The sequence below is a fragment of the Aquipseudomonas alcaligenes NBRC 14159 genome, assembly GCF_000467105.1.
In the GTDB taxonomy this organism is placed as follows: Bacteria; Pseudomonadota; Gammaproteobacteria; order Pseudomonadales; family Pseudomonadaceae; genus Aquipseudomonas; species Aquipseudomonas alcaligenes.
This window is the reverse complement of record NZ_BATI01000014.1, coordinates 19715-41047: the sequence shown is the minus strand read 5'-3', so window position 1 is coordinate 41047 and position 21333 is coordinate 19715. Positions and strand designations below refer to the sequence as shown.

31 protein-coding genes are annotated in these 21333 nt (G+C 64.1%); 22 read left to right on the top strand and 9 right to left on the bottom strand.

The window, feature by feature from the left end:
- Positions 1-44 precede the first annotated feature (44 nt).
- The 9 genes from PA6_RS09860 to PA6_RS09820 all read right to left on the bottom strand — a co-directional run bounded on the left by PA6_RS09860 (position 45) and on the right by PA6_RS09820 (position 4328).
- The gene (locus PA6_RS09860) at positions 45-866 is read right to left on the bottom strand and encodes a YfdQ family protein (protein ID WP_021700766.1); all 822 of its coding nucleotides are present in this window, start codon (positions 864-866) and stop codon (positions 45-47) included.
- Positions 867-899: 33 nt separating this feature from the next.
- A complete protein-coding gene (locus PA6_RS09855; RefSeq protein ID WP_021700765.1) occupies positions 900-1241 on the bottom strand; it encodes a hypothetical protein in 342 nt (113 codons plus the stop codon).
- 124 nt (positions 1242-1365) lie between these two features.
- On the bottom strand, positions 1366-1605 hold the full coding sequence (locus PA6_RS09850; RefSeq protein WP_021700764.1) for a pyocin activator PrtN family protein: 240 nt from the start codon (positions 1603-1605) through the stop codon (positions 1366-1368).
- Positions 1602-1970: a hypothetical protein gene (locus PA6_RS09845; protein ID WP_021700763.1), complete on the bottom strand. Its 369-nt coding sequence runs from the start codon at positions 1968-1970 to the stop codon at positions 1602-1604. The genes PA6_RS09850 and PA6_RS09845 overlap by 4 nt, the downstream gene beginning before the upstream one ends.
- Positions 1967-2251 carry a phage antirepressor KilAC domain-containing protein gene (locus PA6_RS09840; protein WP_021700762.1) on the bottom strand — a complete coding sequence of 95 codons (285 nt, stop codon included), beginning with the start codon at positions 2249-2251 and terminating at the stop codon, positions 1967-1969. The genes PA6_RS09845 and PA6_RS09840 overlap by 4 nt, the downstream gene beginning before the upstream one ends.
- An 11-nt stretch (positions 2252-2262) precedes the next feature.
- Complete coding sequence (locus PA6_RS09835) at positions 2263-2835, bottom strand: deoxynucleotide monophosphate kinase family protein (RefSeq protein WP_021700761.1); 573 nt, start codon at positions 2833-2835, stop codon at positions 2263-2265.
- Positions 2832-3179 carry a hypothetical protein gene (locus PA6_RS09830; protein WP_021700760.1) on the bottom strand — a complete coding sequence of 116 codons (348 nt, stop codon included), beginning with the start codon at positions 3177-3179 and terminating at the stop codon, positions 2832-2834. The genes PA6_RS09835 and PA6_RS09830 overlap by 4 nt, the downstream gene beginning before the upstream one ends.
- Positions 3176-3427 (bottom strand): hypothetical protein, encoded by a 252-nt coding sequence (locus PA6_RS09825; RefSeq protein WP_021700759.1) that lies wholly within the window; start codon positions 3425-3427, stop codon positions 3176-3178. Before PA6_RS09825 ends, PA6_RS09830 begins: the two co-directional genes overlap by 4 nt.
- Before the next feature lie 139 nt (positions 3428-3566).
- A complete protein-coding gene (locus PA6_RS09820) occupies positions 3567-4328 on the bottom strand; it encodes an XRE family transcriptional regulator (RefSeq protein ID WP_021700758.1) in 762 nt (253 codons plus the stop codon).
- Positions 4329-4434: 106 nt separating this feature from the next.
- Between PA6_RS09820 and PA6_RS22775 the strand changes: the two genes are divergently transcribed.
- The 22 genes from PA6_RS22775 (at position 4435) to PA6_RS09715 (ending at position 21330) form a co-directional block, all read left to right on the top strand.
- Entirely contained in the window at positions 4435-4692 is a 258-nt protein-coding gene (locus PA6_RS22775) for a transcriptional regulator (RefSeq protein WP_021700757.1), read from the top strand.
- A 167-nt stretch (positions 4693-4859) separates the two neighbouring features.
- The gene (locus tag PA6_RS09815) at positions 4860-5348 is read left to right on the top strand and encodes a phage regulatory CII family protein (protein ID WP_021700756.1); all 489 of its coding nucleotides are present in this window, start codon (positions 4860-4862) and stop codon (positions 5346-5348) included.
- The gene (locus PA6_RS09810; protein ID WP_021700755.1) at positions 5341-5544 is read left to right on the top strand and encodes a TraR/DksA C4-type zinc finger protein; all 204 of its coding nucleotides are present in this window, start codon (positions 5341-5343) and stop codon (positions 5542-5544) included. The genes PA6_RS09815 and PA6_RS09810 overlap by 8 nt, the downstream gene beginning before the upstream one ends.
- Positions 5541-6086, top strand: a complete 546-nt coding sequence (locus PA6_RS09805) for a hypothetical protein (protein WP_021700754.1) — start codon at positions 5541-5543, stop codon at positions 6084-6086. The genes PA6_RS09810 and PA6_RS09805 overlap by 4 nt, the downstream gene beginning before the upstream one ends.
- Positions 6086-6319 carry a hypothetical protein gene (locus tag PA6_RS09800; protein WP_021700753.1) on the top strand — a complete coding sequence of 78 codons (234 nt, stop codon included), beginning with the start codon at positions 6086-6088 and terminating at the stop codon, positions 6317-6319. The genes PA6_RS09805 and PA6_RS09800 overlap by 1 nt, the downstream gene beginning before the upstream one ends.
- Positions 6316-6771: a hypothetical protein gene (locus tag PA6_RS09795; protein WP_021700752.1), complete on the top strand. Its 456-nt coding sequence runs from the start codon at positions 6316-6318 to the stop codon at positions 6769-6771. The genes PA6_RS09800 and PA6_RS09795 overlap by 4 nt, the downstream gene beginning before the upstream one ends.
- A complete protein-coding gene (locus PA6_RS09790) occupies positions 6768-9539 on the top strand; it encodes a bifunctional DNA primase/polymerase (protein WP_021700751.1) in 2772 nt (923 codons plus the stop codon). Before PA6_RS09795 ends, PA6_RS09790 begins: the two co-directional genes overlap by 4 nt.
- A 339-nt stretch (positions 9540-9878) precedes the next feature.
- Positions 9879-10517, top strand: coding sequence for a hypothetical protein (locus PA6_RS22460; RefSeq protein WP_052520149.1), 639 nt, complete (start codon positions 9879-9881; stop codon positions 10515-10517).
- Positions 10518-10766: 249 nt separating this feature from the next.
- Entirely contained in the window at positions 10767-11135 is a 369-nt protein-coding gene (locus PA6_RS09780; protein ID WP_021700749.1) for a putative holin, read from the top strand.
- Entirely contained in the window at positions 11135-11461 is a 327-nt protein-coding gene (locus tag PA6_RS09775) for a phage holin family protein (RefSeq protein WP_021700748.1), read from the top strand. Before PA6_RS09780 ends, PA6_RS09775 begins: the two co-directional genes overlap by 1 nt.
- The gene (locus PA6_RS09770) at positions 11458-12210 is read left to right on the top strand and encodes a hypothetical protein (RefSeq protein WP_021700747.1); all 753 of its coding nucleotides are present in this window, start codon (positions 11458-11460) and stop codon (positions 12208-12210) included. Before PA6_RS09775 ends, PA6_RS09770 begins: the two co-directional genes overlap by 4 nt.
- A 150-nt stretch (positions 12211-12360) precedes the next feature.
- Positions 12361-12939 carry a hypothetical protein gene (locus PA6_RS09765; protein ID WP_021700746.1) on the top strand — a complete coding sequence of 193 codons (579 nt, stop codon included), beginning with the start codon at positions 12361-12363 and terminating at the stop codon, positions 12937-12939.
- 3 nt (positions 12940-12942) lie between these two features.
- Positions 12943-14940 (top strand): phage terminase large subunit family protein, encoded by a 1998-nt coding sequence (locus tag PA6_RS09760; protein WP_021700745.1) that lies wholly within the window; start codon positions 12943-12945, stop codon positions 14938-14940.
- A 12-nt stretch (positions 14941-14952) separates the two neighbouring features.
- On the top strand, positions 14953-15171 hold the full coding sequence (locus PA6_RS09755) for a hypothetical protein (protein ID WP_021700744.1): 219 nt from the start codon (positions 14953-14955) through the stop codon (positions 15169-15171).
- A complete protein-coding gene (locus PA6_RS09750) occupies positions 15171-16625 on the top strand; it encodes a phage portal protein (protein ID WP_021700743.1) in 1455 nt (484 codons plus the stop codon). Before PA6_RS09755 ends, PA6_RS09750 begins: the two co-directional genes overlap by 1 nt.
- Positions 16622-17836 carry a head maturation protease, ClpP-related gene (locus tag PA6_RS09745; RefSeq protein WP_021700742.1) on the top strand — a complete coding sequence of 405 codons (1215 nt, stop codon included), beginning with the start codon at positions 16622-16624 and terminating at the stop codon, positions 17834-17836. The genes PA6_RS09750 and PA6_RS09745 overlap by 4 nt, the downstream gene beginning before the upstream one ends.
- The gene (locus PA6_RS09740) at positions 17833-18468 is read left to right on the top strand and encodes a head decoration protein (RefSeq protein ID WP_021700741.1); all 636 of its coding nucleotides are present in this window, start codon (positions 17833-17835) and stop codon (positions 18466-18468) included. Before PA6_RS09745 ends, PA6_RS09740 begins: the two co-directional genes overlap by 4 nt.
- Positions 18469-18539: 71 nt before the next feature.
- Positions 18540-19538, top strand: coding sequence for a major capsid protein (locus PA6_RS09735; RefSeq protein WP_021700740.1), 999 nt, complete (start codon positions 18540-18542; stop codon positions 19536-19538).
- Between the two features lie 2 nt (positions 19539-19540).
- Entirely contained in the window at positions 19541-19852 is a 312-nt protein-coding gene (locus PA6_RS09730; RefSeq protein WP_021700739.1) for a hypothetical protein, read from the top strand.
- 1 nt (position 19853) lies between these two features.
- A complete protein-coding gene (locus PA6_RS09725; protein WP_021700738.1) occupies positions 19854-20291 on the top strand; it encodes a hypothetical protein in 438 nt (145 codons plus the stop codon).
- 11 nt (positions 20292-20302) lie between these two features.
- Entirely contained in the window at positions 20303-20518 is a 216-nt protein-coding gene (locus PA6_RS09720) for a hypothetical protein (RefSeq protein WP_021700737.1), read from the top strand.
- Positions 20519-20577: 59 nt separating this feature from the next.
- Complete coding sequence (locus PA6_RS09715) at positions 20578-21330, top strand: phage tail tube protein (RefSeq protein ID WP_021700736.1); 753 nt, start codon at positions 20578-20580, stop codon at positions 21328-21330.
- The last annotated feature ends 3 nt before the right edge of the window (positions 21331-21333 follow it).

Sequence of the window (21333 nt, the reverse complement as noted above, 5' to 3'; positions counted from 1 at the left end):
CGGGAATGGTTGTGAGAGTCCGGTGGCGGGGTGTTGCAACGGGGTTAGAGGGTGGCTTCGTACATCGGCACTTCGCCGATGCCTTCGCTGATGGTCTGGCGGACGGCGCCGTAGGCTTCCTCCAGCACCTTGTCCGGGCGCACCAGCTCGTACCAGATGACCAGGCGGCCTTCCTGAATGCGGTAGCGGAAGCGGGCGGATACCAGGAAGGCGGCGCCTCCCAGGAAGGGCTTCACGCCGATGTAGAACTGTTCGGGGATGCGCAGCTGGCCAGTCTCACCGGCGCGGCCGTCGATCTCCTCGTTGTAGGTCAGCTGCACCTGGCCGTTGTCGAGGCGGGTGCCCTGGCGGAAGGTGATGTTCTTCTGCGCCTGCAGGGTGCGGCTGATCTCCAGCATGTCTGCGGCGGTCGGTGCGTCCGGGGCCTGTTCGGGGCTGACCAGATCCTTGACGTTGTCCTCGATGAACTCGGCGAAGTCGGCCTGGCTCAGGCGCTTACGGTCGAAGGCTTTCCAGTTGCCCCACTCGACGGTGAGCGGGCAGGCATAGGATGCGGTGTGCGAGCCCCAGGCCGGCTGGTCGGGCTGGTGGTAGTCGAACACCGCGCGGAAGGTTCGGCCATCCGGACCGTTGCAGAACACCACGGTGGCGGCGCTGGCGAAGCGCTTCACGTACTCGATGAAGGTGTTTGCATCCAGCACGGTGAGGTGCTGTTTGGTGCGGGTGGGGGCCGGCAGATGCTCTTCGAGCACTTTCAGCGTGGTATCGACCGGGACCAGCGCGAGCGGGGCCTTGATCTGTTCCACGTTGAACGGGCGGCCCAGGCCCTGGGCGAGGGCTACCAGTTTGTCGATGGCTTCTTTCATTGCTGTGCTCCTGTGAGCGGTTGTGAGAGAGGGTTACTCGGCGACCTGGCGCAGCTCGCCGGGAGACTCCTCGCCGCCGACAGGGCGCAAGTCCATCTGTTGCTGGCGGGGGTCGCGGCGGCTGAGGTTGCCCTCGGGGGTGAGGAAGAACAGCGAGCTACCGCGCGGCAGCTTCGGCTCTTTGGCCTTCACCTCTGCCTTGACGGTGATCTGGCCGGCGCCCTCGGGCTTGTAGTTGAGGGTGATGGTCAGCGCGCCTGCCTTGTTGGTGAGGCGGATCAGGTCGATGAGGTCGTGCTGCGCATCGGTCAGCTCGTCCAGCAGGCCACCCATCTCAATCTCGCGCAGGGTGTCCATGAAGGGGCGTTTGCTCATGTGCTGTGTCTCGTATCCAGTGAGAGGTTGGTGAAGCGCCCCGCGGGGCGCTTCTGCATGGGTGAGGTGTCGCGGTTCCGTTACATGGCTGCCAATCCTCCTTGTGGTGTGGGCGGCCAGGCCGCTATGCGGCGGTCTGCGCCTGGGTGTCGAGGTAGGTGGCGAGGTCTTCCACGCGCACCCGCAGCGGGGCTACGCGGGATGGGTGGGCCTTGAAAGTGGGCAGCTTGATCTCGCCTTTGGTGATCAGGGCGCGCAGGCTCTTGTCCGTCTTGAGGTGGGGGAAGTAGCCCTCCCGCACCTCGGTCAGGCTCAGGCTGGTTGCCTTGTGCTTGGCCAGCAGCATTGCGAAGGTGTTGCTCACGCCGCTGCCTCCCCGCGCCCCGCTGGTAGCCGGAGCCGCAACAGCTCGACGAGACTGTCGACAGTCTTGCCGCGTGCATGGCTGGCGATGTTGCCGGCTTCGTCGGTGACCACCACGCCGAAGGGGCGCACCGGGTCAGTGGTGAGGGTGACGTGGGGCAGCCAGCCGCGGGGCATCAGGGCCAGCAGGGCGGTGTACAGGCTGATCAGCGCCATGGCTTGCGCAGGAATGGCCTCCAGCCGCTGGATGCACTCCTCGGCGGCGTCGCGCACGGTGCCGGCCGGCACGGCGGTGGGGTTGTTGAAGTGCATGCCGGTGAGCTTCAGCACGCCGATGGCGTCGGTGATGGGGGTGGCTTTGCTCATGCTGCTGTGTCCTTCTGCGGTACTTCCGTGATCACGATGCCCATCTGCTTTGCCAGCCAGTCGATGCCGCGTTCGGTCACCTTCAGCACCGCGTAGTGCTTGCGGAAGCCGAGCTGCTTGGGCTGGGTGGCGCGGGCGTCCATGTACAAGTTGCCGCCGCCGATGTGCTTGGCCGCCAGGGAGCCGTCCTTGTTCAGGTGGCCCTTCTCGCGCAGCCAGGCGCGCAGCGCGGTGTCGCGGATGCCCAGCACCTGGGCGGCTTCCTTCACTGTGCGATTCATGGCGGCGGGCCTCAGGCGGCGCGGAACGTGCGTAGGCGAATGGCGGTGATCGCGTGGTCGAGCTGGGCGTGCAGGTACTCCACGTCCGCGTCGTTGTTCACCACCACGTCCAGGGCGTGCAGCGTGATGCCGGATTCGCTGACGTGCGGGTTGACTGCCTCGGCATCCGGCCGGCGAATGTGCAGCACCACGCCACCGCGCTGGCGGATCCACTCGGCCTCGTTGTCGAAGCGCACGTCGCTGATGACGAAGCCCGCGTGCCAGTCCTGGCTCTGGTTCGCCAGGTTGGTGAGGTTCTCGGCGGCCAGGCGCAGCCACAGCTCTTGATGAACCAGGCCGCGGCCCCATTCGGTACCGAGGGTTTGCAGCAGCTCACGCGGGGACTTGCCCAGCCAGGCCAAGGGCTGCTCCTTGAGGGCGCCGTCGAGATGCTCGACGGTGAGGTTGAACATCACCTGCAGGGCGGCTTTCAGCGGCATGGCGAAGGCGTAGGTCAGCAGCTGGTACTGGGCGGCCAGGTAGCGGGCTGCGGTGTCTTTGCCCGAACGGGCAGGGCCGGCGAGGCCGATCAGGATCTGGCTCATGCGGCCTCCGGAAGGTCGGTGATGTCGGTGTGGTCGGCAGGCAGGTAGGCGTGCAGGGCTGCGCGCATGAACTCCAGCTCACGCTGAAGGCGCGTTTGCTCGGCGGCGTGCATCTCTTGCGGGTCCAGGGGGGTGCAATAGCCCTCCCAGTAAGCCATTGCGCGCGCAATTGGCTTGGGGCGCGGGTGGCTCTCTCGCCACACGGCGCCGGCGGGGTAGATCAGAACTTCGATCTGCTGGATGTGTCCTGAGGCGTAGGTGAAAACCTGATAGCGCGGGTTGGCAGCCAGCATGGCGCCAAGCTGCATGATCTGGATCAGCAGCAGTTGAATGGCCGGGCTCATGCTGCGTCACCTCCGAACGGGCCGGTGAAATCATCGGCAACAAGGAAGCGGCGGCCTTGTACGCTGGCCGGGAAGGGGTCTACCTCGCCGGTAACGAAGTGGAAGGTCGGGTTACTGAGTTGTGGCTTGCCGCCGTTTAGCACCACCAGCCGGCCGGTAGCCTGCTGTACGGCACGTACTGCGTCGGGGTTGGTGGTGCAGGCCGGGTGCAGAAGCACCGGGCAGCGGGTGTGCTGTGTCGTTTGCATGTCGCGTACTCCAGAGGTGAGAGAGTGGGTACGCGCTCAGATTACAAGAAAACACGTTAATGGCAACAGTGTTTTTTGTTTTTATTTTTTGTAGGCAACAAAAAACCCGCACTTGGCGGGTTGTTTTGCGGGCTGGTTATCAGCGGAGAACTGAGTACCAGAACACTCTGCCGATGACCTCTATGGTCTGAGTAACCATATCTTCCTGGCTGTACTCTTCGTCCGGGTGCTCGGCTTGGTTGAAGCTGCGCATCCGGATGCCCCCTGTCGGGAGTCGATACAGCATCTTCACGCGAAGGTGGCCGTTATGGCTCAGTGCGTAGATGTCGCCATCTTTCACTGAGGTTTTTGAGCGGTCGACGCCGACGGTGCTCCCGTGGGGAAGCACAGGCTCCATGCTGTTGCCATAGACCGATACGCAGACAGCGCTCTCGGGCTGTACGCCTTGGCGGCGCAGGGTGTACTTCCCGAAGCGGAGCTTCGCAGAGCTGAACTCCTGAATGGCTGTGCGGCCTGAGCCGGCGGATAGCTCTACTTCCTTGAGCAAGGGAACCTCTACTTCGTCATCATCCAGTGGGGTGTCGTCATCCCATACTGACACAGGGCCAATCAGCGTGGCCTCAGGTTCGCGGTGCGGGTTTACGCCTGGGGTGATGGAGCCGCCAGTCAGGGCCAGGTATTCAGGCAGCACCCCTAGCACCGTCGCTATGGTTGGGGCGTGGCGTGATGTCTGGGATTTTCCCTTCTCAAAAGCGGCATAGGACTGCTGTGTCAGCTTATCGCCGGCAGGCAGTCGTTTGGTTGTCTGGTCGGCCAGCTCGGTTTGAGTGAGCCTGAGCTCTTCCCTGCGCGCTTTGAAAAGCTGGGCGATCTGGCTGGGTGTGTAGTCGAGATTGATCATGGCGCGAGGCTACAAAATCCTTTGTTCGCCAGCAAACGCATAAAGCTGTTGAGTCGATACAAAAAAACACGTAAATTGGCGCCAAGCACTACTTGTGAGGTTCCCCATGAACATCTCCGAAACAAAGCGTGAGGCGTTCGCCAGTGCAATTTCTAAAGCAGGTGGGCAGACCGGCTTCGCGCAGTTGGTATCAACAGCAGAGCGGCCTGTTTCGCAGCAGTTGGTCTCTTACTGGCTGAAGAAAGGCGAGCTGCCAGCAGAGCTGGTACTGCGGGTCGAACTGCTGACTGGTGTTTCACGTGAAGAACTCCGCCCTGATGTTTTCTGCATTCCGGAGGAGCTACAACAGCCGCACGCGGCTTAAGAAATTGCCGGCGCGGGAGGCTCTCACCTCCCGCGCCGGCGGGGTGCCGGGCAAGGACTCTCACCTCCTTGTTCCGGCTTACGACGACACAGCACTGCATCGGTCGTGGTCATAGAGTAGGGCGTGCCCTGCGCGATGGCTACACCGTAAAGGAGCCATTTACGGTTATGAGTCGCACTGACCTTTTGCCGGACGCCGGGCCGGTTCTCTCACTACGCCAGGCGCTGTACCGCGCCGGGCGCGATTACAAGGGCGGGCTCACTGCACTGGCCCATGACTTGGGCATGGATCTGGAGACCCTGCAGAAAAAGCTCAAGCTCACCGAAGAACGCCGCTGGCCAACGCCGGATGAGCTGGAAGAGATCATCGGCGCCACCCAAGACCCGCGCTTGCTGGATGCGGTGAATCGCCCAGCCGGCGTGGTGTGGTTCAAGCCCACGCCGGTACCGGCCACCCAGGACGCGCTGAAGGCCGTGGGCGAGCTGCTGCAGAAAGAAGGCGAGTTCGTCGGCAGCCTGCACAGCGGGGCCGCCGACAACGTGTGGAAGCCGCACGAGGTGGCGCTGCTGGAGCACCACGGCAATGAGGTGATCCGCGCCGTGCTCGGCATCATGGCCGGCGCCCGCGCTGCGATGGAGGGCCGCCAGGATGGATGAGGCCCAATTCGAACTGGCGCAACGCCTGCAGGACGAACGCCTGCAGCAAGCCATCGACAGCCGCGTGCAGTACCAGGGCGAAAGCGCCGAGGACTGCGACAGCTGCGGTATCGATATCCCCGAAGCCCGGCGCCTTGCAGTGCCGGGTTGCCGTTTCTGTGTGGATTGCCAGGGGTTGCTGGAGGTGCGGCGATGAGTACTGTCGACAAGATTGTCCAGTTCCTGACTGCTGCGCCGCCGCCCGCTGGGGAGGTTGTCACCCTGCCGCGTGAAGTTGCCGAGCGGCTCGCCGGCACTGCCGAGGTGCACCACGGGGCATTCGCAGATGTGCAGGCCATTCGTGCGGCCCTGGCTGAGCCGAAGGCCGAGTTGTGGGCAGTGCACAGCGTTGGCCCGGGTGAGGTTTGGCCTGCGCTCACGCGTGAGCGTGCTGAGCAGGAAGCCAAGGATCTGCGCGACTCGGTGAAGGCCAATGTGGGGATTGAGGTGCAAGTGGATGTGATCCCCTCGCCCTGGACTCCGCAGGAACACTTCGAGCTGCTGGCGGAAGAGACCACAGAGCACCGCGATGACTGCCTCGACGCCTATCGAGAGAAGGAGGCGGCGTTCAAGGCTGCCTGCGCTGACCTGGCTGCAATCCAGGCCTTGCTGGGGGTGGATGGTGCCTATGCGGGTGTAGACCCCCTGCTGCGGGCAATTACTGAGCTTGGGTTGAAGACGCGCGGGGAGGCTGAGTGATGGCGGACGAATACATCTATGACGTGGACGAGCTGAGCCGCGATAACGATGGCTCGATCATCTGCCGCTGCCCGCATTGTCAGAACATCACCGGCTTGGAAGGGCAGGAGTTCGAAGATGTGCGCGGCGAGCAGTACACCTGCCGCTGCGGCGGTATGTTCCAGATCGACAGCTCGGCGCGCCGCGTGCGCGACCCGGAGAACCTCAAGCCGAACAAGGGGATTCCGGGATGAGTGTTGCCGAGATCCACGGCGGTGGTGACCGCCGCAGCATGATCAAGCGCTACGAGCGCAAGTCGAAGCATGACGCCATCCGCGAGCTGATCGACCTGGTGCACTGCTGCTGGAACCGCATCGACCAGCTGGAAGCCCATGTGCCCGGTGCCGCTGAGTTGCCGGACTGCACCGGGCGCAGCCCGAAGGACTATGCCATCGAGCATGCCGAGTACATGGCGAAGTGCGTTGAGCGGCTTTCTGCAGACTTTGACGCTTATGGGATGGCCATCGCCGAGGCTGAGCTGGGTGATGACAATGATGAAGGGTTGCAGGAGGCAGTAGACGAAGCGCGCGGTGATCTGCAGGCAAGGCTGGTTGATCTGCGCGGCTATGTCTACGAGTTCCGCAAGCGCAGCGCCCGCGCTATTGCTGCCGCCCAGCAGGGCAAGGAGCAGGGGGCTGGCGAATGACGCAGGCAGGAAGCCCCACTCCGATTGCCGCCTGGGCGCGGCGCTATATCGAAACCTTCAACTTGGCCCTGGTGCCCATCGACCCTGGGCAGAAAGCCCCGAAGGGCAACGGCTGGAACAAGCCTGGCGGCTACATTACCGATGCTGAGCAGGCTGAGGCGTTCTGGACGAAGCACCCGAAGCACAACATGGGTGTGGTACTCGGCCCGAGCGGCGTTTGTTCGCTGGACGTTGACCATGTGGAGTACTGCCGCCAGGTGTTCGGCGACGTGCTGGGCATCAACCTGGATGACTTGGCGGCGGTGTACCCGACGCTGGTGGGCAACCCGGCGCGCTTCCGCATCATGTTCAAGGTGCCTGAGGGGTTGGAGTTCAACCGGCACTCGCTGAGTTGGCCCAACCCGCTGGACCCGGACGGCAGCAAGCACAAGCTGGCCACAGCGGCGCTGAAACAGGCGCGCGAGACTGGCGACAAGGCGCAGATCGAGGCCATGCAGGCTCGGCAGAAGGAGTTTGCGCCGGTGACGGTGTTCGAGCTGCGCGCCGGGGCGGTGCAGGACGTGCTGCCGCCTTCGATCCACCCGGACACTGGCGAGCCCTACTTCTGGCGCAACCCGCCGGCCGAGGGCCTGCTGGAGTTGCCCAGCGACCTGGTGAAGACCTGGCTGAACTGGGACATTTTCAAGCGCACGGCGCTGGAGTACTGCCCGTGGGCGCCAACCGCGCCGAAGCTGCCGGCCAAGACGAAGAAGAGTTCGCCGCCGCGGTTGCCGGCGGGTGATCACCCCTCGGTGATCGATGCCTTCAACCGGGCGACGGATATCGAGAGCCTGCTGCAGCGCCACGGTTACATCAAGCGTGGGCGCAAGTGGCTCGCGCCGCAGAGCTCCACCGGCTTGCCGGGGGTGAATGTGGTGGACGAGCAGGGCGAGCAGCGCCTGTTCTCGCACCATGGATCCGACCCGCTGGCGAACGGGCACATGAACGATGCGTTCGATGTGTTCTGCATCCTCGAGCACAGCGGCGATACCAAGGCGGCGATCAAGGCGGCGGCGCGGGAGTTGGGGCTTGAGCACAAGCGCTCGGCACCCAGGCCGCCGGAGCCGCCGGCTGTTGGTGCCCCGGCTACCACACTGGATGAGGTGGCCGAGTTGATCGACGGGCAGGGCGAACTTCCCCCAGCCCCAACCGATGAGACGGGGGCAGCTGGCGAGGCCGGCTCCTCCGATAACCGGGGGGGCGGGGGCGGGTTCAGCCTGAAGGCCTTGCTGCGGCGCTATGCGCTGGTGGAAGGCACCACGCATGTGTGGGATATCGACGCGGCGAAGAAGATCAAGAAGTCCGGCTTCGTGGCCCACATTGGCAAGGAAGCCTTCAAGGAGTGGGAGGCCGTCACTGACCCGAGGCAGAAAAAGCGGGTGAGTGAGGATTGGGTGCGGGATATCGAGCGCACCCAGGCGCTGGCGGGCAAGACGCTGGGCGACTTCAGCATGCCGATGCTGACCCGCTATGTGTATATCGACGGCACCAAGGACGTGTGGGACTACGCGAAGAAGCGGCGCATTGCCGAGGGCGCGGTGAAGATGGCGCTTGGCGATGCGTACAGCCTGTGGCTGAACAGCCCGGAGCGGCGCGTGGTTGATATGAACCACATCGTGTTCGATCCGTGCATGAAGCATGACCCGCAGGTGTACATCAACACGTTCGAGGGGCTGCCGCTGCAGCCGAAGCGCGATGACGCGGCGTGCGAGAACCTGCGCTGGCTGATCCACTTCCTGTGCAACCACGCCGAAGACGCGGCGCAGTGGCTGATCCGCTGGCTGGCGTACCCGCTGCAGCACTCCGGGGCGAAGATGGACACGGCGGTGCTGATGCACTCGACGATGGAAGGCTCGGGCAAGAGCCTGCTGTTTTCGGTGGTAATGGGCCAGCTGTACGGGCAGTACTCGGCCACGGTGGGCCAGACGCAGCTAGAGGGGAACTTCAACGCCTGGCAGAGCGGCAAGCTGTGGGCGGTGTTCGAAGAAGTTGTCTCCCGTGATCAGCGCTACAACCAGGTAGGCAAGATCAAGCAGCTGATCACCGGCCAGACGGTGCGCATCGAGAGCAAGTTCGTGAACGGTTGGGAGGAAGCCAGCCACATGAATGCGGTGTTCCTCTCGAACGAGATCATGCCGTGGCCCATCGGGGAGGCCGACCGGCGCTTCCTGGTGATGTGGCCCGAGGAGAAGCTGCCGCCAGAGCGCCAGGCGGCCATCAAGCACGAGCTGGAGAACGGTGGCGTCGAGGCGCTGTACGGCTGGCTGGTGGCGCAAGACCTGGGCGACTTCGACCCGCAGACCAAGCCGCCGAGCACGCCGGCCCGTGAGCGCCTGGTGGCGCTGAGCAGGGCGAGCTGGCAGACGTTCGTGAACCTCTGGCGGCACGGCCAGCTGGGTGATGGGTTGTGGGGGGCGTGCTTGAGCTCCGACCTGTACTCGCTGTTCCTGGAGTGGTGTCACCGGAACAAGGAGCACTCGATGAGCCAGACGAAGTTCAGCCTGTTCATCGAGACGGTTGGGGTTGAGAAGACCCGGGCAATCCCCTGGACGGAGCGCAACAGCCGGCGGTTCAGCGCTTGGTTCTTCCCCAAGGACGAGCAGTCCTTCCTGCCACCTTCCACGAAGAGCGCCGAGCTTGGCGCGCACGCTGAGGAGTGGCGCAAGCGTGCACGGCACGCTGGCTGGAATGTGGACAGCTGGGACCATGTGAAGGGGGCTGCGGCATGAGTACGCCTGCAAGTGTGTTGGGTGTGTTGGCTGTGTGTTGGGTTGATTCGCCAACCTTACACAGCCGCAAGCCACGTGGTTACTGGGCTGCGGTGGGTGTGTGTAAGGTGTGTAAGGTTTACGCACGTGCGCGCACGCGTGCGCATATTTTTTCCACCAGGCTGAATCATCAGCAGGCGCCTTTTAATTCCTACGCGAGAACCGAAAACCCTTACACACCTTACACACCTTACACAGATGCTTTGAAAGCCCTGTATTTGCTGGGGTTGCAGTGTGTTGGGTTTGTGTTGGGTATGGGGTTTCTGTGTTGGGTTGGCGTTTTTGGGGGAGGGCGCGGTGATGAATGAGGCAATCGAGGCGCTGTTGGTGCATTGGGGCGACCAGCTCAACAAGTGCGGCCCGGCCGGCGGCTTGGGCAGCGCCATGGGCACTATTGTCGAGTTCAAGGGCTGTGCGCCGCGCGGTGGGGTTGGCGGCAGCAAGCTGCTGCTGGCAGGGGCTGGCCCTGATTACGTGGCGTGCGAGGTGGAAGCGGCCCTGGCGGCGATTGAGCGGCTGGACGGCGGGGTGCTGCTGCATGCCCTGGCTCGCCGCCGCTATGCGTACCGCCCGCAGCTGACCGTGGCCGAGCAGGTTGAGGATCTGGCCATTGGCCGGGGCGATGCTGGGCGCCGGGCCTATACCCGCCTGGTGGGCCGCCTGCACGAGCTGCTGGAGTTGGAGCTGCGCAAGCGCGTGGGCGGGGTGGCGAAGGATCGCGCCCAGGCGCGGCGGGAGGGTGATCGCTTCCGCTCTGCTGCGACTCGGCAGGCTGCCAGGGCACACCGCGGGCGCGGTGCTGAGTTCGAGGCGATGCAGGGTGGGAAGGGTGCGATTGCTGCCCACAAGGCGCGCAAGGCTGCTGGGGGTGCGCTCAATAATGACCGCTCGTCGGGTGACTCGGCGTTGCCGGGCGTTACAGCTCCCTCCCCGGAATAACCGTTAACAGGGGGTTATCGGTTTGTCCTTTCGTTGGTAGAAAGTCACCACGATTCGATAGGTACGCCTACCGAGCAACAGAGCGCACAGTGCTGTGCCAACAAGCCCCAGGCCACCCCGCCTGGGCACCTGCAAAACCCCGCTTCGGCGGGGTTTTCTTTTTCCGGCTGGTCGCTCAGGCAGGCGGCCAGTCACTTGCCCCTACGGCGGGGCTTTTTCTTCTGGCCGGTGGCCGCATGGGAGGTAGTGATGGGCGAGCCGGTTTCGACCAGTGCTGGCGTGGTAGCCGTTGCCGGCGCTGCTGGCTTGGGTATCGCGGGCTTCATCGCGGGCATCAACGGCGAGGCCCTGACCGGGGCGCTGCTGGGTGCGTTGATCTACTTCACTACCACCCGTGAGTTGGGCGTGGCCCTGCGGGTGTTGTTCTTCATGATTTCGTTCGTGATGGGCTATCTGTTCGCCCCGGCCATTGTGGAGTTTGAGGTGTGGGGCATGCATCCCTTCGCCTATCCGGCCCCTGCCGGCTTTGCCGCCGCACTACTGGTGGTCACGGTTTCCCTTGGGTTGATCAAGAAATTTGGTGATCCGGCTGCGCTGGAGCGCCAGAGGGGGCAGTGATGCTGAGCTATGTCCTGACTCAGGTGGTGTTCTGGTTGTGCGTGGTGGTGTTCGTCCGCCTGTTCACCTTCCAGCGTGGGGATGCCCGCTTCCGGCGTGGTATCTCGTGCCTGGCGGTGGCGGTGATGTTCAGCGCTGGCGTGACGATGATCCACATCCTCAAGGGTGACCTGGTGTTGCCCGAGGCGTCTTGGCCCCTGGTGGTGCTGCTGGCGGTGTTTGCTGTGTCCGTGATGCGCACGGGCGGCAACCTGGCCGGCGTGCTGCGGCCTGAGTCGGTGACGTACACCGGGCCTGATCGGCGGCACCCGCCGCATACGCTATGAGAGGCACGATCAGCGCGTTCGATCTTGAGGATGCGCTCGCTGACTTACAGGCGCTGGGCAGTGATGTGGCCGGTGAAGTGCTGGCCGATGCGCTCAACCACACCGGCAACCAGGCGCGGCAGCTGCTGCGGGCGGGGATGGATGAGGCCTTCGACCGGCCCACTGCCTGGGTGAAGAACTCGATCTACATGCAGAACGCCACGCCGAACAATCCGGTGATGGCGCTGTGGGTCAAGGACGGCAAGCTGGGCGGCAAGGGCCGTGGCTTCGACGAATGGTTCAACCCTCAGGTGGCTGGTGGCGAGCGCTTGAACAAGGGCTCGGAGAAGATGCTGCGTGAGATTGGCGTGCTGCCTGCTGGGCGTTTCATCGTGCCTGCAGCCGGAGCGCGGCTCGATAGCAACGGCGGCATCAGCCGCGGGCACATGATGCAGATCCTCTCGGGCCTGCGTGCATTCAGTCGCGCGGGCTCAGATCACAACGCGACAGGTAGTCGCCGCTCGGCGCGCAAGGGGCACGGCTCCGCGTTCTTCGTGATGAAGCGCGGGCGCACTGCAATCGGCATTGCCGAGCGCAGGGGGCAGCAGGTGCAGATGGTGTTGGCGTTCGTGCGTCAGCCGCAGTACCGCGAGCGCTTCCGCTTCTACGACATCGTGCGGCGTGTGGCCGAGGATGACGCGCTGATCGAAACGAACATCGACCTCGCGGTGGTCAAGGCCCTGGGCAAGCGGCGGGGTGGTCGGCGCTAGCGCCACACCGGGCCGGGGGCCCCTGAAAAGTCGAGGGCTGCAAGGGTAATTCGAGCCCCGTTTTCGCACTAGTGGCTGGGCCTGGAAGTTAGTTAACAGGGGTTAATCGGGTTAACCCTCGTGGTTCATCGTGGTTAACAGGTATCCCCAATGACTCTAATGGCCAAGGCTGAGTACGCGGATCGGCGCGGCTGGTCTCGCGCCTACGTGTCCAAGCTGGTGAAGCAAGGTCGCCTGGTGCTCACCGCCGAAGGGAAGGTGGACGCAGAGGCGAGCGATGCGGCACTCGCTGCCAGTGCCGACCCCAGCAAGGCGGGTGTCGCTGAGCGGCATCATCAGGACCGGGTAGAAAAAGGGGTATACGCCCACATTGCTCCAGCGGCCGACCCCAGCCCAGCGCTGCTACCACCTGCATTAGGCGGCGCCGCGCCGGATTATCAGAAAGCCCGGGCGCGTCGTGAGTACGCCCTGGCACTGCTGGCCGAGGATGAGCACCGCAAAAGCCGCGGTGAGTTGGTCGAGCAGGCCCTTGTTGACTCCGCTGCATTCACTGCCGCTCGAACCCTGCGCGACCTGATGTTGGGTATCCCGCCGAAGATCGCGGGCGAGCTGGTGACCTTGACCGACCCGTGGGAGATCGAGCGGCGCCTGGTGCAGGCGATTCGCCGTGCCTTGGAAGATGCCGACCGGCAGCTGTCGTTCAGCCCGGCCAGCGACGAACCGGACTGAGCCATGGAACAACCGTATGCCAACGGTGCCGCCGCGTACCTGGCGGCATACCGCAGAGGGCTGATGCCCGACCCCGAGTTGTGGATCGACGAGTGGGCCGACGAGTACCAGATGATCCCGCCGGACACTGGCGCGGCTGAGCCTGGCAAGTACCACACCGACCGCACGCCGTTTGCCCGAGAAGTGCAGCGTTGCCTCTCGCCGATGCATCCGGCCAAGCGGGTGGTGACCATGATCGCCTCCCAGCTTATGAAGACCCAGGTGGCGCTCAACTGGATCGGCGGCAGCATCCACATGGCGCCCGCCAACTTCCTGGTGCTACTGCCCACGGAGAAGCTGAGCAAGCGTGTTTCCGGCCGGATCGACAAGACGATCAAGGCCGTGCCGGTGCTGACCCAGCGTGTCGCCAAGCCTCGCTCGCGCGATGCCCGCAACACGCTTGACACCAAGGAGTTTGAGGGTGGCGCGCTGTACTGCGCGACCGCCGCATCGGCATCCAACCTGGCCGAGTTGTCGGCTCGCTATGTGTACGGCGACGAGGTCGACCGCTGGGAGCTGGACGTCGATAACGATGGCGACCCGGTCAAGCAGGCCGAGGCCCGCGGCTCTACGTTCGGCCGGCGCGCGAAGTTCTACTACTCCAGCTCACCAACGTTGAAAGGTGTTTCGCGCATCTTCGACCTGTTCGAGCAGGGTGATCAGCGGCACTTCTATGTGCCTTGCCCGCACTGCGGTACCTACCAGGTGCTGGAGTGGGAGGGCCTCAAGTACCTCGACGACTACAGCCAGGTGCAGTACCTATGCTGTAACCCGGACTGCGGCGCTCTGATCGAGGAGCACCACAAGGCTGCGATGCTCGAAGCCGGTGAATGGCGTGCCCATGCCGCTGGTGATGGCGAGACAGTCAGTTTCACGCTCAGCGCGCTCTATGCCCCCCCCGGCTGGCTCAGCTGGACGGACATGGCCAAGGAGTACGACGAGGCGAAGAAGCTGCAGGACAAGGGCGACCCCGGCTCCATGCAGGTGTTCTACAACACCCGTCTAGCCAAAGTGTGGGACAGCGCCGAGGAAATGACCAAGGCCGATGAGCTGCGGCAGCGCGCCGAGGCCGAAGGGCACCGGCTAGGTCTGGTTCCGGCCGGTGCCTTGATCCTCACCGCCGCGGTGGATACCCAGCACAACCGCCTTGAACTGTTGGTGATGGGCTGGGGCGAGGGCATGGAGCGCTGGACAGTGGACTTCCAGGTGATCCCTGGTGACCCTGCCGACGAGCGTACCTGGGCGCTGCTCGACGAGAAGCTGAAGGAGCGTTATCGCCACGTCAGCGGCGTCGACCTTTCGATCTGTGCTGCGTGCATCGACTCCGGTGGTCACCACACGGACGAGGTGTACCAGTTCACCCGCCTACGGCGCTGGCGCAATGTTCTGGCGGTGAAGGGTTCCAGTAAGCGAGGCCGCCCAGTACTGGCTCAGCGGCCCTCGAAGGTCGATGTCACCTGGCGCGGCAACACCGAAAAACAAGGTGCCGAGCTATGGATGATTGGTACCGACACCGCGAAGGACTGGATCTACAACCGCTACCCACTGGAGGAAGGCCCGGGTGCTCTGCACTTTTCGGCAGACCTTCCGGCTGAGTTCTTCGACCAATGCGTTGCGGAGCGCAAAGTCACCCGCTACGTAAAGGGCTTCAAGCGCATCGAGTGGGTGAAGGCCAAGTCGGAGCGCAACGAAGCCCTCGACCTCATGGTGTACAACCTGGCCGCTGCCCAGTTCCTGGGGCTGCACCGGTACCACGAGCCGCAGTGGAGCAACCTGCGCGCCGCGGTGGGCCAAGGCAACCTGTTTGCAGCATCAACAGCGCCGGCCCCAAGTGCAGCGGATGAGGACGAACCCGCTTCGGTGATGCCTCCAAGGACTCAACCGGCAGCGCCTGCTGCCCCACAACAGCCCAAGCCAACTGGCCGGCGTACCTCGCGCAGCGGGTATCTGAGCCGTCGATAAGCCGAGGTCAGCATGAGCACTGCACAGCAGCGCCTGGATGAAGTCCGGGCGGCGATCAAGGTCATCCTGGAGAAAGGCCAGAGCGTGCGAAAGGCAGACCGCCAAATCGAACGCGCCGAACTGGCCAGCCTGCGGATGTTGGAACAACAGTACGCCGCTGATGCTGCGCGAGAGGCCCGAGCAGGGCGCCCGCGCCAGGTGCGTGTTTACAGTCGCGGCAAGGGGGCATGATGGCTCGGAGAGTTCGCGGCTCCGGCCGTCTACGCAACAGCTACGAGGGCGCTGGCCAGGGTCGGCGTGCACAGGGCTGGGATGCCCCTGACGCCGCGCTGAATGCGGTCGCCATCCCGGCACTGCCAACCCTGCGTCGTCGCTCTCGCGCTGCGGTGCGCAATGACCCGTACGCTTTCAGCGCAATCGACCGGCGCGTCAGCAGCTTGATCGGGACGGGCATCACACCGCGCGCCAGAATTACCGACCCAGATATCCGCTCGGCTCTCAACTTGCTGTGGGATGACTGGACGGACGAAGCGGACGCCGACAACCGGACGGACTTTTACGGCCTGCAGGCCGTGATTGCCCGCGTGGTGGAGGAGAGCGGCGAGTGCTTCGTGCGGCTTCGCCAGCGCAAGCTGGAGGATGGTCTGGCGGTGCCCCTGCAGCTGCAGGTACTGGCCCCGGAGTTCTGCCCGGTCGACCGCAACTTCACCACTCGCCGCGGCAACATTGTGCGGGCTGGTATCGAGTTCGATCCGGTTGGCCGGCGTGTGGCGTACTGGATGTACAAGAGCCATCCGGGCGACTACCGAGCAGCCGGCGCAACCTACAACGAGCTGCACCGCATCCCTGCCGACCAGGTGTTGCACATCTTCGAGCCGTTGGAAGGTGGGCAGCTGCGCGGCGTTCCGCGTCTTGCTCCGGTGCTGCTGCGCCTGAAGTCGCTCGACAGCTACGACGACGCGGTGCTGTTCCGGCAGGAGGTGAGCAACCTGTTCGCCGGCTTCATCACCAAGCCGCGTCAGGAAGGTGGGCCGCCGGTGCTGGATCCGCTCACGGGCCAGCCAGTTCAGGCCGACCGCGACGGCACGCCCATGGCGGCAATGGAGCCCGGCACGCTGCAGGAGCTGCTGGAGGGCGAGGAGATCGAGTTCTCCGACCCGCCAGACGCTGGCAACACCTATGTCGACTTCATGCGCCAACAGCTACAGGCCGTCGCCGCCGGGGTGGGCCTGCCCTATGAGCTGCTGACAGGTGACATGGCGGACATCAGCGACCGCGTGCTGCGCGTGCTGCTCAACGAGTTCCGGCGCCGCATCGAACAGCTGCAGTTCTCGGTGTACGTGTTCCAGCTGTGCCGCCCGGTTCGGGCCGCCTGGCTGGATGCGGCGGTGCTTTCGGGCGCCATTGATCTGCCGGACTACGCGACCAAGCGTCGTGAATACCTGCGTACTCGTTGGGTGCCGCAGGGCTGGGCCTACATCCATCCGGTGCAGGACGTGCAGGGCAAGTTGCTGGAGATCGGTGGCGGTCTCGCCAGCCGCAGCGAGCACGTGCTGCGCACCGGTTACGACGCCGAGCAGATCGATCAAGAAAACGCCGATGACAACGCCCGGGCCAAGCGCCTGGGGCTCGACTACACCACCGACACTGCCGTCGAGACTGACGGCAAAGAGGACGAAAAATGATCAAGCACAAGCATCTGGCGCTGGCCCTTTCCATCGCCCTGGCCGCGCCGGGCTTCGCTCTCGCGGAGCCGCCGCGAATTTTCAACAAGGCTGGAGGCCTGCCGGAACTGCAGGCCGAGCACTGGTACAGCATCCGTGACCTCGGCGAGGGTTCGGCCAAGATCATCGAGGTCTTCATCTACGGTGAGATCGGCTACTGGGGGGTGACCTCTGGTGACTTCATCCGCGATCTGCAGGCGCTAGACGATGGCGTCTCGCCGGTGTTGGTTCACTTCGACACCATCGGCGGCGACCTCTTCGACGGGATCGCTATCCACAATACCCTGCGTGCCCTTGGCGAGCGCTGCACCGGGCGTATCGACGGCGCCTGTTTCAGCGCCGGCAGCGTGGCGGTCTGCGGTGCGCACCGTATCGAGATGGCCGACAACGCCCTGATGATGATTCACAACCCCTGGACCTGGATGGCCGGCGGCAGCGAGGAGCTGCGCAAGATGGCCGACATGATGGACAAGGCGCGCGAGGGGATCATCGCCAGCTACCTGCACCGTGAGCTGACAGTGGATGAAGCCGAACTGAGCCGGATGATCGACGAGGAAACCTGGCTGACCCCGGCCGAAGCCAAGGCGTTCGGCTTTGTCGACGAGATCCTGGGTGCCGGCCAGCCGCTGGCCCGCAACGCGGCAATGGGCAAGATCCTCAACCGCTATCGCAACGTACCGGAGGCAGCGCGGCAACTGCTGGCCGAGGTCGAGCCAGAGCCAGAGCCAGCGCCGGAACCAACGCCGAAGCCGGAACCCGAACCAACCCCGGAACCGCAGTCGCCGGAGGCCGCAGCCCTGGCTGCTCAGCTCGCTGTTGACTGCGCCGCCGCGGGCCTTTCGGCTTGTTTGCCAGCGCTGATCAAGTCCAGCGGGCTCAAGAGCGCGGAAGCGGTGAAGGTTGAGCTGGAGCGGGCGAAGGCCATTCACGCGGCCTGCGTGGTTGCCAAACTGCCGGATGAAGCGCCTGGCCTTGTCCAGTCGGGTGCCAGCGCCGATGAGGCACGACTGAAGCTGTGGGACAAGCTGGCCAGCAACAGCTCGACCGTCGAGATCAGCAGCCTGCCCCCGCTGGACGATTTGCCACAGAACTCTGTTCACCAACCCCCGGTACCAAGCGAAGTGTATGCGCGGCGCCGTAATCAAGCCTCGAAAGGAGGAAAACAAGCATGACCATCAAAACCGAAGGCGTGTACGCCGGCGAGTTCCTCCTTTCGGAGGCCAACGGCACCCGCAGCCGCGAGGAGGTGGTCATTGCCGCCGGCTCCGGCATCCTCAAGGCCGGCACTCTGATCGCTCTGATCACCGCCGCCAATGCCCTGACCCCGACCGCCGATGGCGGCAACACTGGCAACGGCACCATTGGTTCGGTGACCGTCACCAGTATGGCCATCACCGGCAACTACATCCTCACCATCACCGAGGCCTCGGCCAACGGCGGCAAGTTCGAACTGGTGGACCCGACCGGCGCGCTGGTTGGCGAAGGCACCGTGGGCCAGGCGTTCACTGGCGGCGGGTTGACTTTCACCCTGGCTGACGGTGCCACCGACTTCGCTGTCGATGACAGCTTCACTCTGGCGGTGCTGGCCAACCTGGGCGAATACGTGGCCTACGACGATGACGGTACCGACGATGGTCGGCGCGCCGCCAGCGGCATCCTGTTCGCATCGGTGGATGCCACGCTGAACGATGTGCGCGCCGTAGGTGTGATGCGTGATGCCGAGGTGATCGAGCGCCTGCTCACCGGTCTCGATCCCAATGGCCGCGCCGACCTGCTCGCGAAAGGCATCATCATCCGCCCCTGATCGCTACCTGTAGCAACCACTAACACCCCAAGCCCCGCACCTGCGGGGCTTCGCATTTCTAGGAGCCCAACATGGCCGAGATTACGATTTTTCAGGACGAGGCATTCGGCGTTGACGCGCTGCTGGCCGTCATCAACGAAGACCACGTGCTGCCGGGGCAGATCGCCGCAGCTGGCCTGTTCGAAGAGCAAGGCGTACCAGGCACCGTGGTGCAGATCGAAAAGGACGGTATGACCCTCGCCCTGGTCAAGGCCGCCGCCCGCGGTAGCGCTGGCCAGGCGGTGACCGGCGACAAGCGCAGCCTGATCCCGTTCAACACCGTTCACCTGCCGCAGACCTTCAAGATCCTCGCCGACGAGATTCAGGGTATCCGCGCTGTCGGTAGCCTCACCGAGCTGATGCAGGTTCAGGCCTACGTGGCTCGCCGTATCGAGAAGGCGCGCCGCCAGCTCGACCTCACCCATGAATACCAGCGCATCGGCGCGATCATGGGCAAGGTAGTGGATGCGGATGGTCAAAGCGTGCTGTTCGACATCTTCCAGCGCTTCGATATCAAGCGCCCGAAAGCCTTCAGCATGGAACTGGGCAACGACGACACGGACGTGAGTGCCAAGTGCGTCGAGGTACTGGATACCCAAGAGGACGCCTTGGGTGCCACTACCAGCACTGGTGCTCATGCCTATTGTGGCAAGGAGTACTGGAAGAAGCTGATCGGTCACCCGAAAGTCCGTGAGGCCTACTTGGGTTGGGAGCGCGCCGCCCAGCTGCTGGGTGACCGTCGCCAGCCGTTCGAGTTCGGTGGCATCACCTGGGAGCGCTACAAGGGCCAGCTGGGAGGCACGGCCTTCGTGCCGGCTGACCGCGCATTCGTCGTGCCGACTGGCGTGCCGGAGCTGTTCATCAGCGCCTTCGCCCCGGCCGACTACATCGAGACGGTCAACACCGAGGGCATGCCGTACTACTCCAAGCTGGAGCTGATGAAGTTCGGCAAGGGTGTGGAAGGCGAGGCGCAGTCTAACCCGCTGCACCTGTGCACCCGCCCTGCCTCCGTCCGTGAGCTGACCATCTAGCCATGGTCGGCTTCGGCGACTTGGTCGACGATCTCGACGACCAGGTGATGGCGAGCCTCAGTGACGAGCTGGTCGACTACCTCTCCCGTGGGGGAGAGGTAGTGGCGCAAGCGGTGCCGGTGATCATTGAGCACAACGTTGCTCGCGAAGACCGCGTTGATGCGCTCACCCTGGTTCGCACCGTCTGCGTGCAGAAGGCCCTGCTGCAGCCCTATGACCGCAAGGGCGCCTTCCGCATGGCAGACGGCGTCTGGCAGATCGACGGCATCCATTCCGACGATGGCTCGCTGATCACCTTCTACGTGGTGCCCTGATATGGCTGACGACACTCAATCGCTGCTCATCGACGAGCTGCTCAACAAGCTTCGTGCCCTGCCAGTGTTCGGCGCCTCGGTTGAAGAGGACTTCGTCCAGCGTGTGCTGGATGCCGATGACGCCGAGCTGCCGGACACCCTGATCGTTGTCCAGTCCGGGGACACCGAGGAGTTGGAACGAGCGGGCAGCGGGAGCGTGAAGGAGCGGGTGACGCTCAACATCGCGCTGGCCACACGCGCGCGCAACTTCGGGCCAGTCCTGCGTGCCGGCCGGCTTGCCATCAAGACGGCACTGCCAGGCACAAAGGCTGGGCTATCGGCCAAGGGCCTCGTGACCGGCGGCTTCCTCGCCGACTCGCTGCTGCCGGCTGGTGAGGGTCGGCGCTGGTCGGTGCGCGTCATGCCGCTGCAGCTCACCTACATCCAACAATTCAACTGACAGGAGGCCCCATGGCCAAGCTGAAAGTCTCTGCGCCCTTCAACTACCGCGAGGGCGCGAAAACCTTCCACTACCAGCCGGGTGACTACGAAGTGACCGAGCGCTGTTCCGATAAGACCGTCAGTGCGGCTGCCGCTGCTCATGGCGTGAAGATCAAGGCCGCAGTGTTGCCCGAGGAAAAAACCTCTGCCAAGCCCGCTGCGAAACCGACCACCCCCGCTGAGTAAGCTGCGCCACCCGGTGCGAGCTGCTCCAGACCCGCTTCTTCTCCTCGAGGATTTCCACTATGTCTCAAATCGTTGACCGCTCCTTCATTGGTGAAGGGGTGATCTGGGGGCGCGCCTACCAGAGCCAGGATGCGCTGCTGCCGTTCGGCAACTGCGATTCTTTCAACCTGCGCTACGCGACTGATCGCAAGGCGCTGCCCAACTTCATGGGTGGCGGCGGTAATCGCAACGTGCGCGAGCGCGTGACCGATGTCACCTCCGGTATCGGCATGTACGACCTCACCAGCACCAACATCGCACGCGTCACTCGTTCCACCATCAAGGATGTGGCCGCTGGAGCGGTAGCGAATGAGGTGATCTCCTGCGAGGGCATTGAAGGCGAGCTGATCCCCTTCAAGCACATCCCTGACCTGAGCGTCCCGCCGACGCTCAAGACCGCTGCTGACGTTGACCTGGTGGCCGGTACTGATTACATCCTGAGTCCGCATGGTGTGATCGTCACTTCGGGTACCTCGATCACCTCCGCCGGCATCAAGGCCAGCTACACCCGCAAGGCAACCAGCGAAGTACACATGTTGAACGGCTCCCAGGTGGAGCTGGAACTGTTCATCGCTGGCCTGAACGACGCTCAGTCGGGCGAGCCGTTCAGCCTCAAGGTGAACCGCGCGAAGTTCGGGATGCTGCAGGAGTTCCCGGTGCTGGGCCAGGACTACGTCAAGCTGGACGGCCCCTGCGAGATCCTGGCTGACCCACTGGTGACCGCCACCGACCTGTCGAAGTTCTGCACGCTGACCCAATTGAAGGCGGCATAACAG

Coding starts and splice junctions, on each gene's coding strand:
- PA6_RS09845 (WP_021700763.1), bottom strand. CDS start 1,970: ATGAGCAAAGCCACCCCCATCACCGACGCCATCGGCGTGCTGAAGCTC.
- PA6_RS09725 (WP_021700738.1), top strand. CDS start 19,854: ATGGCTGACGACACTCAATCGCTGCTCATCGACGAGCTGCTCAACAAG.
- PA6_RS09840 (WP_021700762.1), bottom strand. CDS start 2,251: ATGAATCGCACAGTGAAGGAAGCCGCCCAGGTGCTGGGCATCCGCGAC.
- PA6_RS09745 (WP_021700742.1), top strand. CDS start 16,622: ATGATCAAGCACAAGCATCTGGCGCTGGCCCTTTCCATCGCCCTGGCC.
- PA6_RS09790 (WP_021700751.1), top strand. CDS start 6,768: ATGACGCAGGCAGGAAGCCCCACTCCGATTGCCGCCTGGGCGCGGCGC.
- PA6_RS09795 (WP_021700752.1), top strand. CDS start 6,316: ATGAGTGTTGCCGAGATCCACGGCGGTGGTGACCGCCGCAGCATGATC.
- PA6_RS09820 (WP_021700758.1), bottom strand. CDS start 4,328: ATGATCAATCTCGACTACACACCCAGCCAGATCGCCCAGCTTTTCAAA.
- PA6_RS09805 (WP_021700754.1), top strand. CDS start 5,541: ATGAGTACTGTCGACAAGATTGTCCAGTTCCTGACTGCTGCGCCGCCG.
- PA6_RS09855 (WP_021700765.1), bottom strand. CDS start 1,241: ATGAGCAAACGCCCCTTCATGGACACCCTGCGCGAGATTGAGATGGGT.
- PA6_RS09800 (WP_021700753.1), top strand. CDS start 6,086: ATGGCGGACGAATACATCTATGACGTGGACGAGCTGAGCCGCGATAAC.
- PA6_RS22460 (WP_052520149.1), top strand. CDS start 9,879: ATGAATGAGGCAATCGAGGCGCTGTTGGTGCATTGGGGCGACCAGCTC.
- PA6_RS09815 (WP_021700756.1), top strand. CDS start 4,860: ATGAGTCGCACTGACCTTTTGCCGGACGCCGGGCCGGTTCTCTCACTA.
- PA6_RS09715 (WP_021700736.1), top strand. CDS start 20,578: ATGTCTCAAATCGTTGACCGCTCCTTCATTGGTGAAGGGGTGATCTGG.
- PA6_RS09730 (WP_021700739.1), top strand. CDS start 19,541: ATGGTCGGCTTCGGCGACTTGGTCGACGATCTCGACGACCAGGTGATG.
- PA6_RS09740 (WP_021700741.1), top strand. CDS start 17,833: ATGACCATCAAAACCGAAGGCGTGTACGCCGGCGAGTTCCTCCTTTCG.
- PA6_RS09780 (WP_021700749.1), top strand. CDS start 10,767: ATGGGCGAGCCGGTTTCGACCAGTGCTGGCGTGGTAGCCGTTGCCGGC.
- PA6_RS09735 (WP_021700740.1), top strand. CDS start 18,540: ATGGCCGAGATTACGATTTTTCAGGACGAGGCATTCGGCGTTGACGCG.
- PA6_RS09770 (WP_021700747.1), top strand. CDS start 11,458: ATGAGAGGCACGATCAGCGCGTTCGATCTTGAGGATGCGCTCGCTGAC.
- PA6_RS22775 (WP_021700757.1), top strand. CDS start 4,435: ATGAACATCTCCGAAACAAAGCGTGAGGCGTTCGCCAGTGCAATTTCT.
- PA6_RS09810 (WP_021700755.1), top strand. CDS start 5,341: ATGGATGAGGCCCAATTCGAACTGGCGCAACGCCTGCAGGACGAACGC.
- PA6_RS09760 (WP_021700745.1), top strand. CDS start 12,943: ATGGAACAACCGTATGCCAACGGTGCCGCCGCGTACCTGGCGGCATAC.
- PA6_RS09825 (WP_021700759.1), bottom strand. CDS start 3,427: ATGCAAACGACACAGCACACCCGCTGCCCGGTGCTTCTGCACCCGGCC.
- PA6_RS09860 (WP_021700766.1), bottom strand. CDS start 866: ATGAAAGAAGCCATCGACAAACTGGTAGCCCTCGCCCAGGGCCTGGGC.
- PA6_RS09720 (WP_021700737.1), top strand. CDS start 20,303: ATGGCCAAGCTGAAAGTCTCTGCGCCCTTCAACTACCGCGAGGGCGCG.
- PA6_RS09750 (WP_021700743.1), top strand. CDS start 15,171: ATGGCTCGGAGAGTTCGCGGCTCCGGCCGTCTACGCAACAGCTACGAG.
- PA6_RS09755 (WP_021700744.1), top strand. CDS start 14,953: ATGAGCACTGCACAGCAGCGCCTGGATGAAGTCCGGGCGGCGATCAAG.
- PA6_RS09830 (WP_021700760.1), bottom strand. CDS start 3,179: ATGAGCCCGGCCATTCAACTGCTGCTGATCCAGATCATGCAGCTTGGC.
- PA6_RS09765 (WP_021700746.1), top strand. CDS start 12,361: ATGACTCTAATGGCCAAGGCTGAGTACGCGGATCGGCGCGGCTGGTCT.
- PA6_RS09775 (WP_021700748.1), top strand. CDS start 11,135: ATGCTGAGCTATGTCCTGACTCAGGTGGTGTTCTGGTTGTGCGTGGTG.
- PA6_RS09835 (WP_021700761.1), bottom strand. CDS start 2,835: ATGAGCCAGATCCTGATCGGCCTCGCCGGCCCTGCCCGTTCGGGCAAA.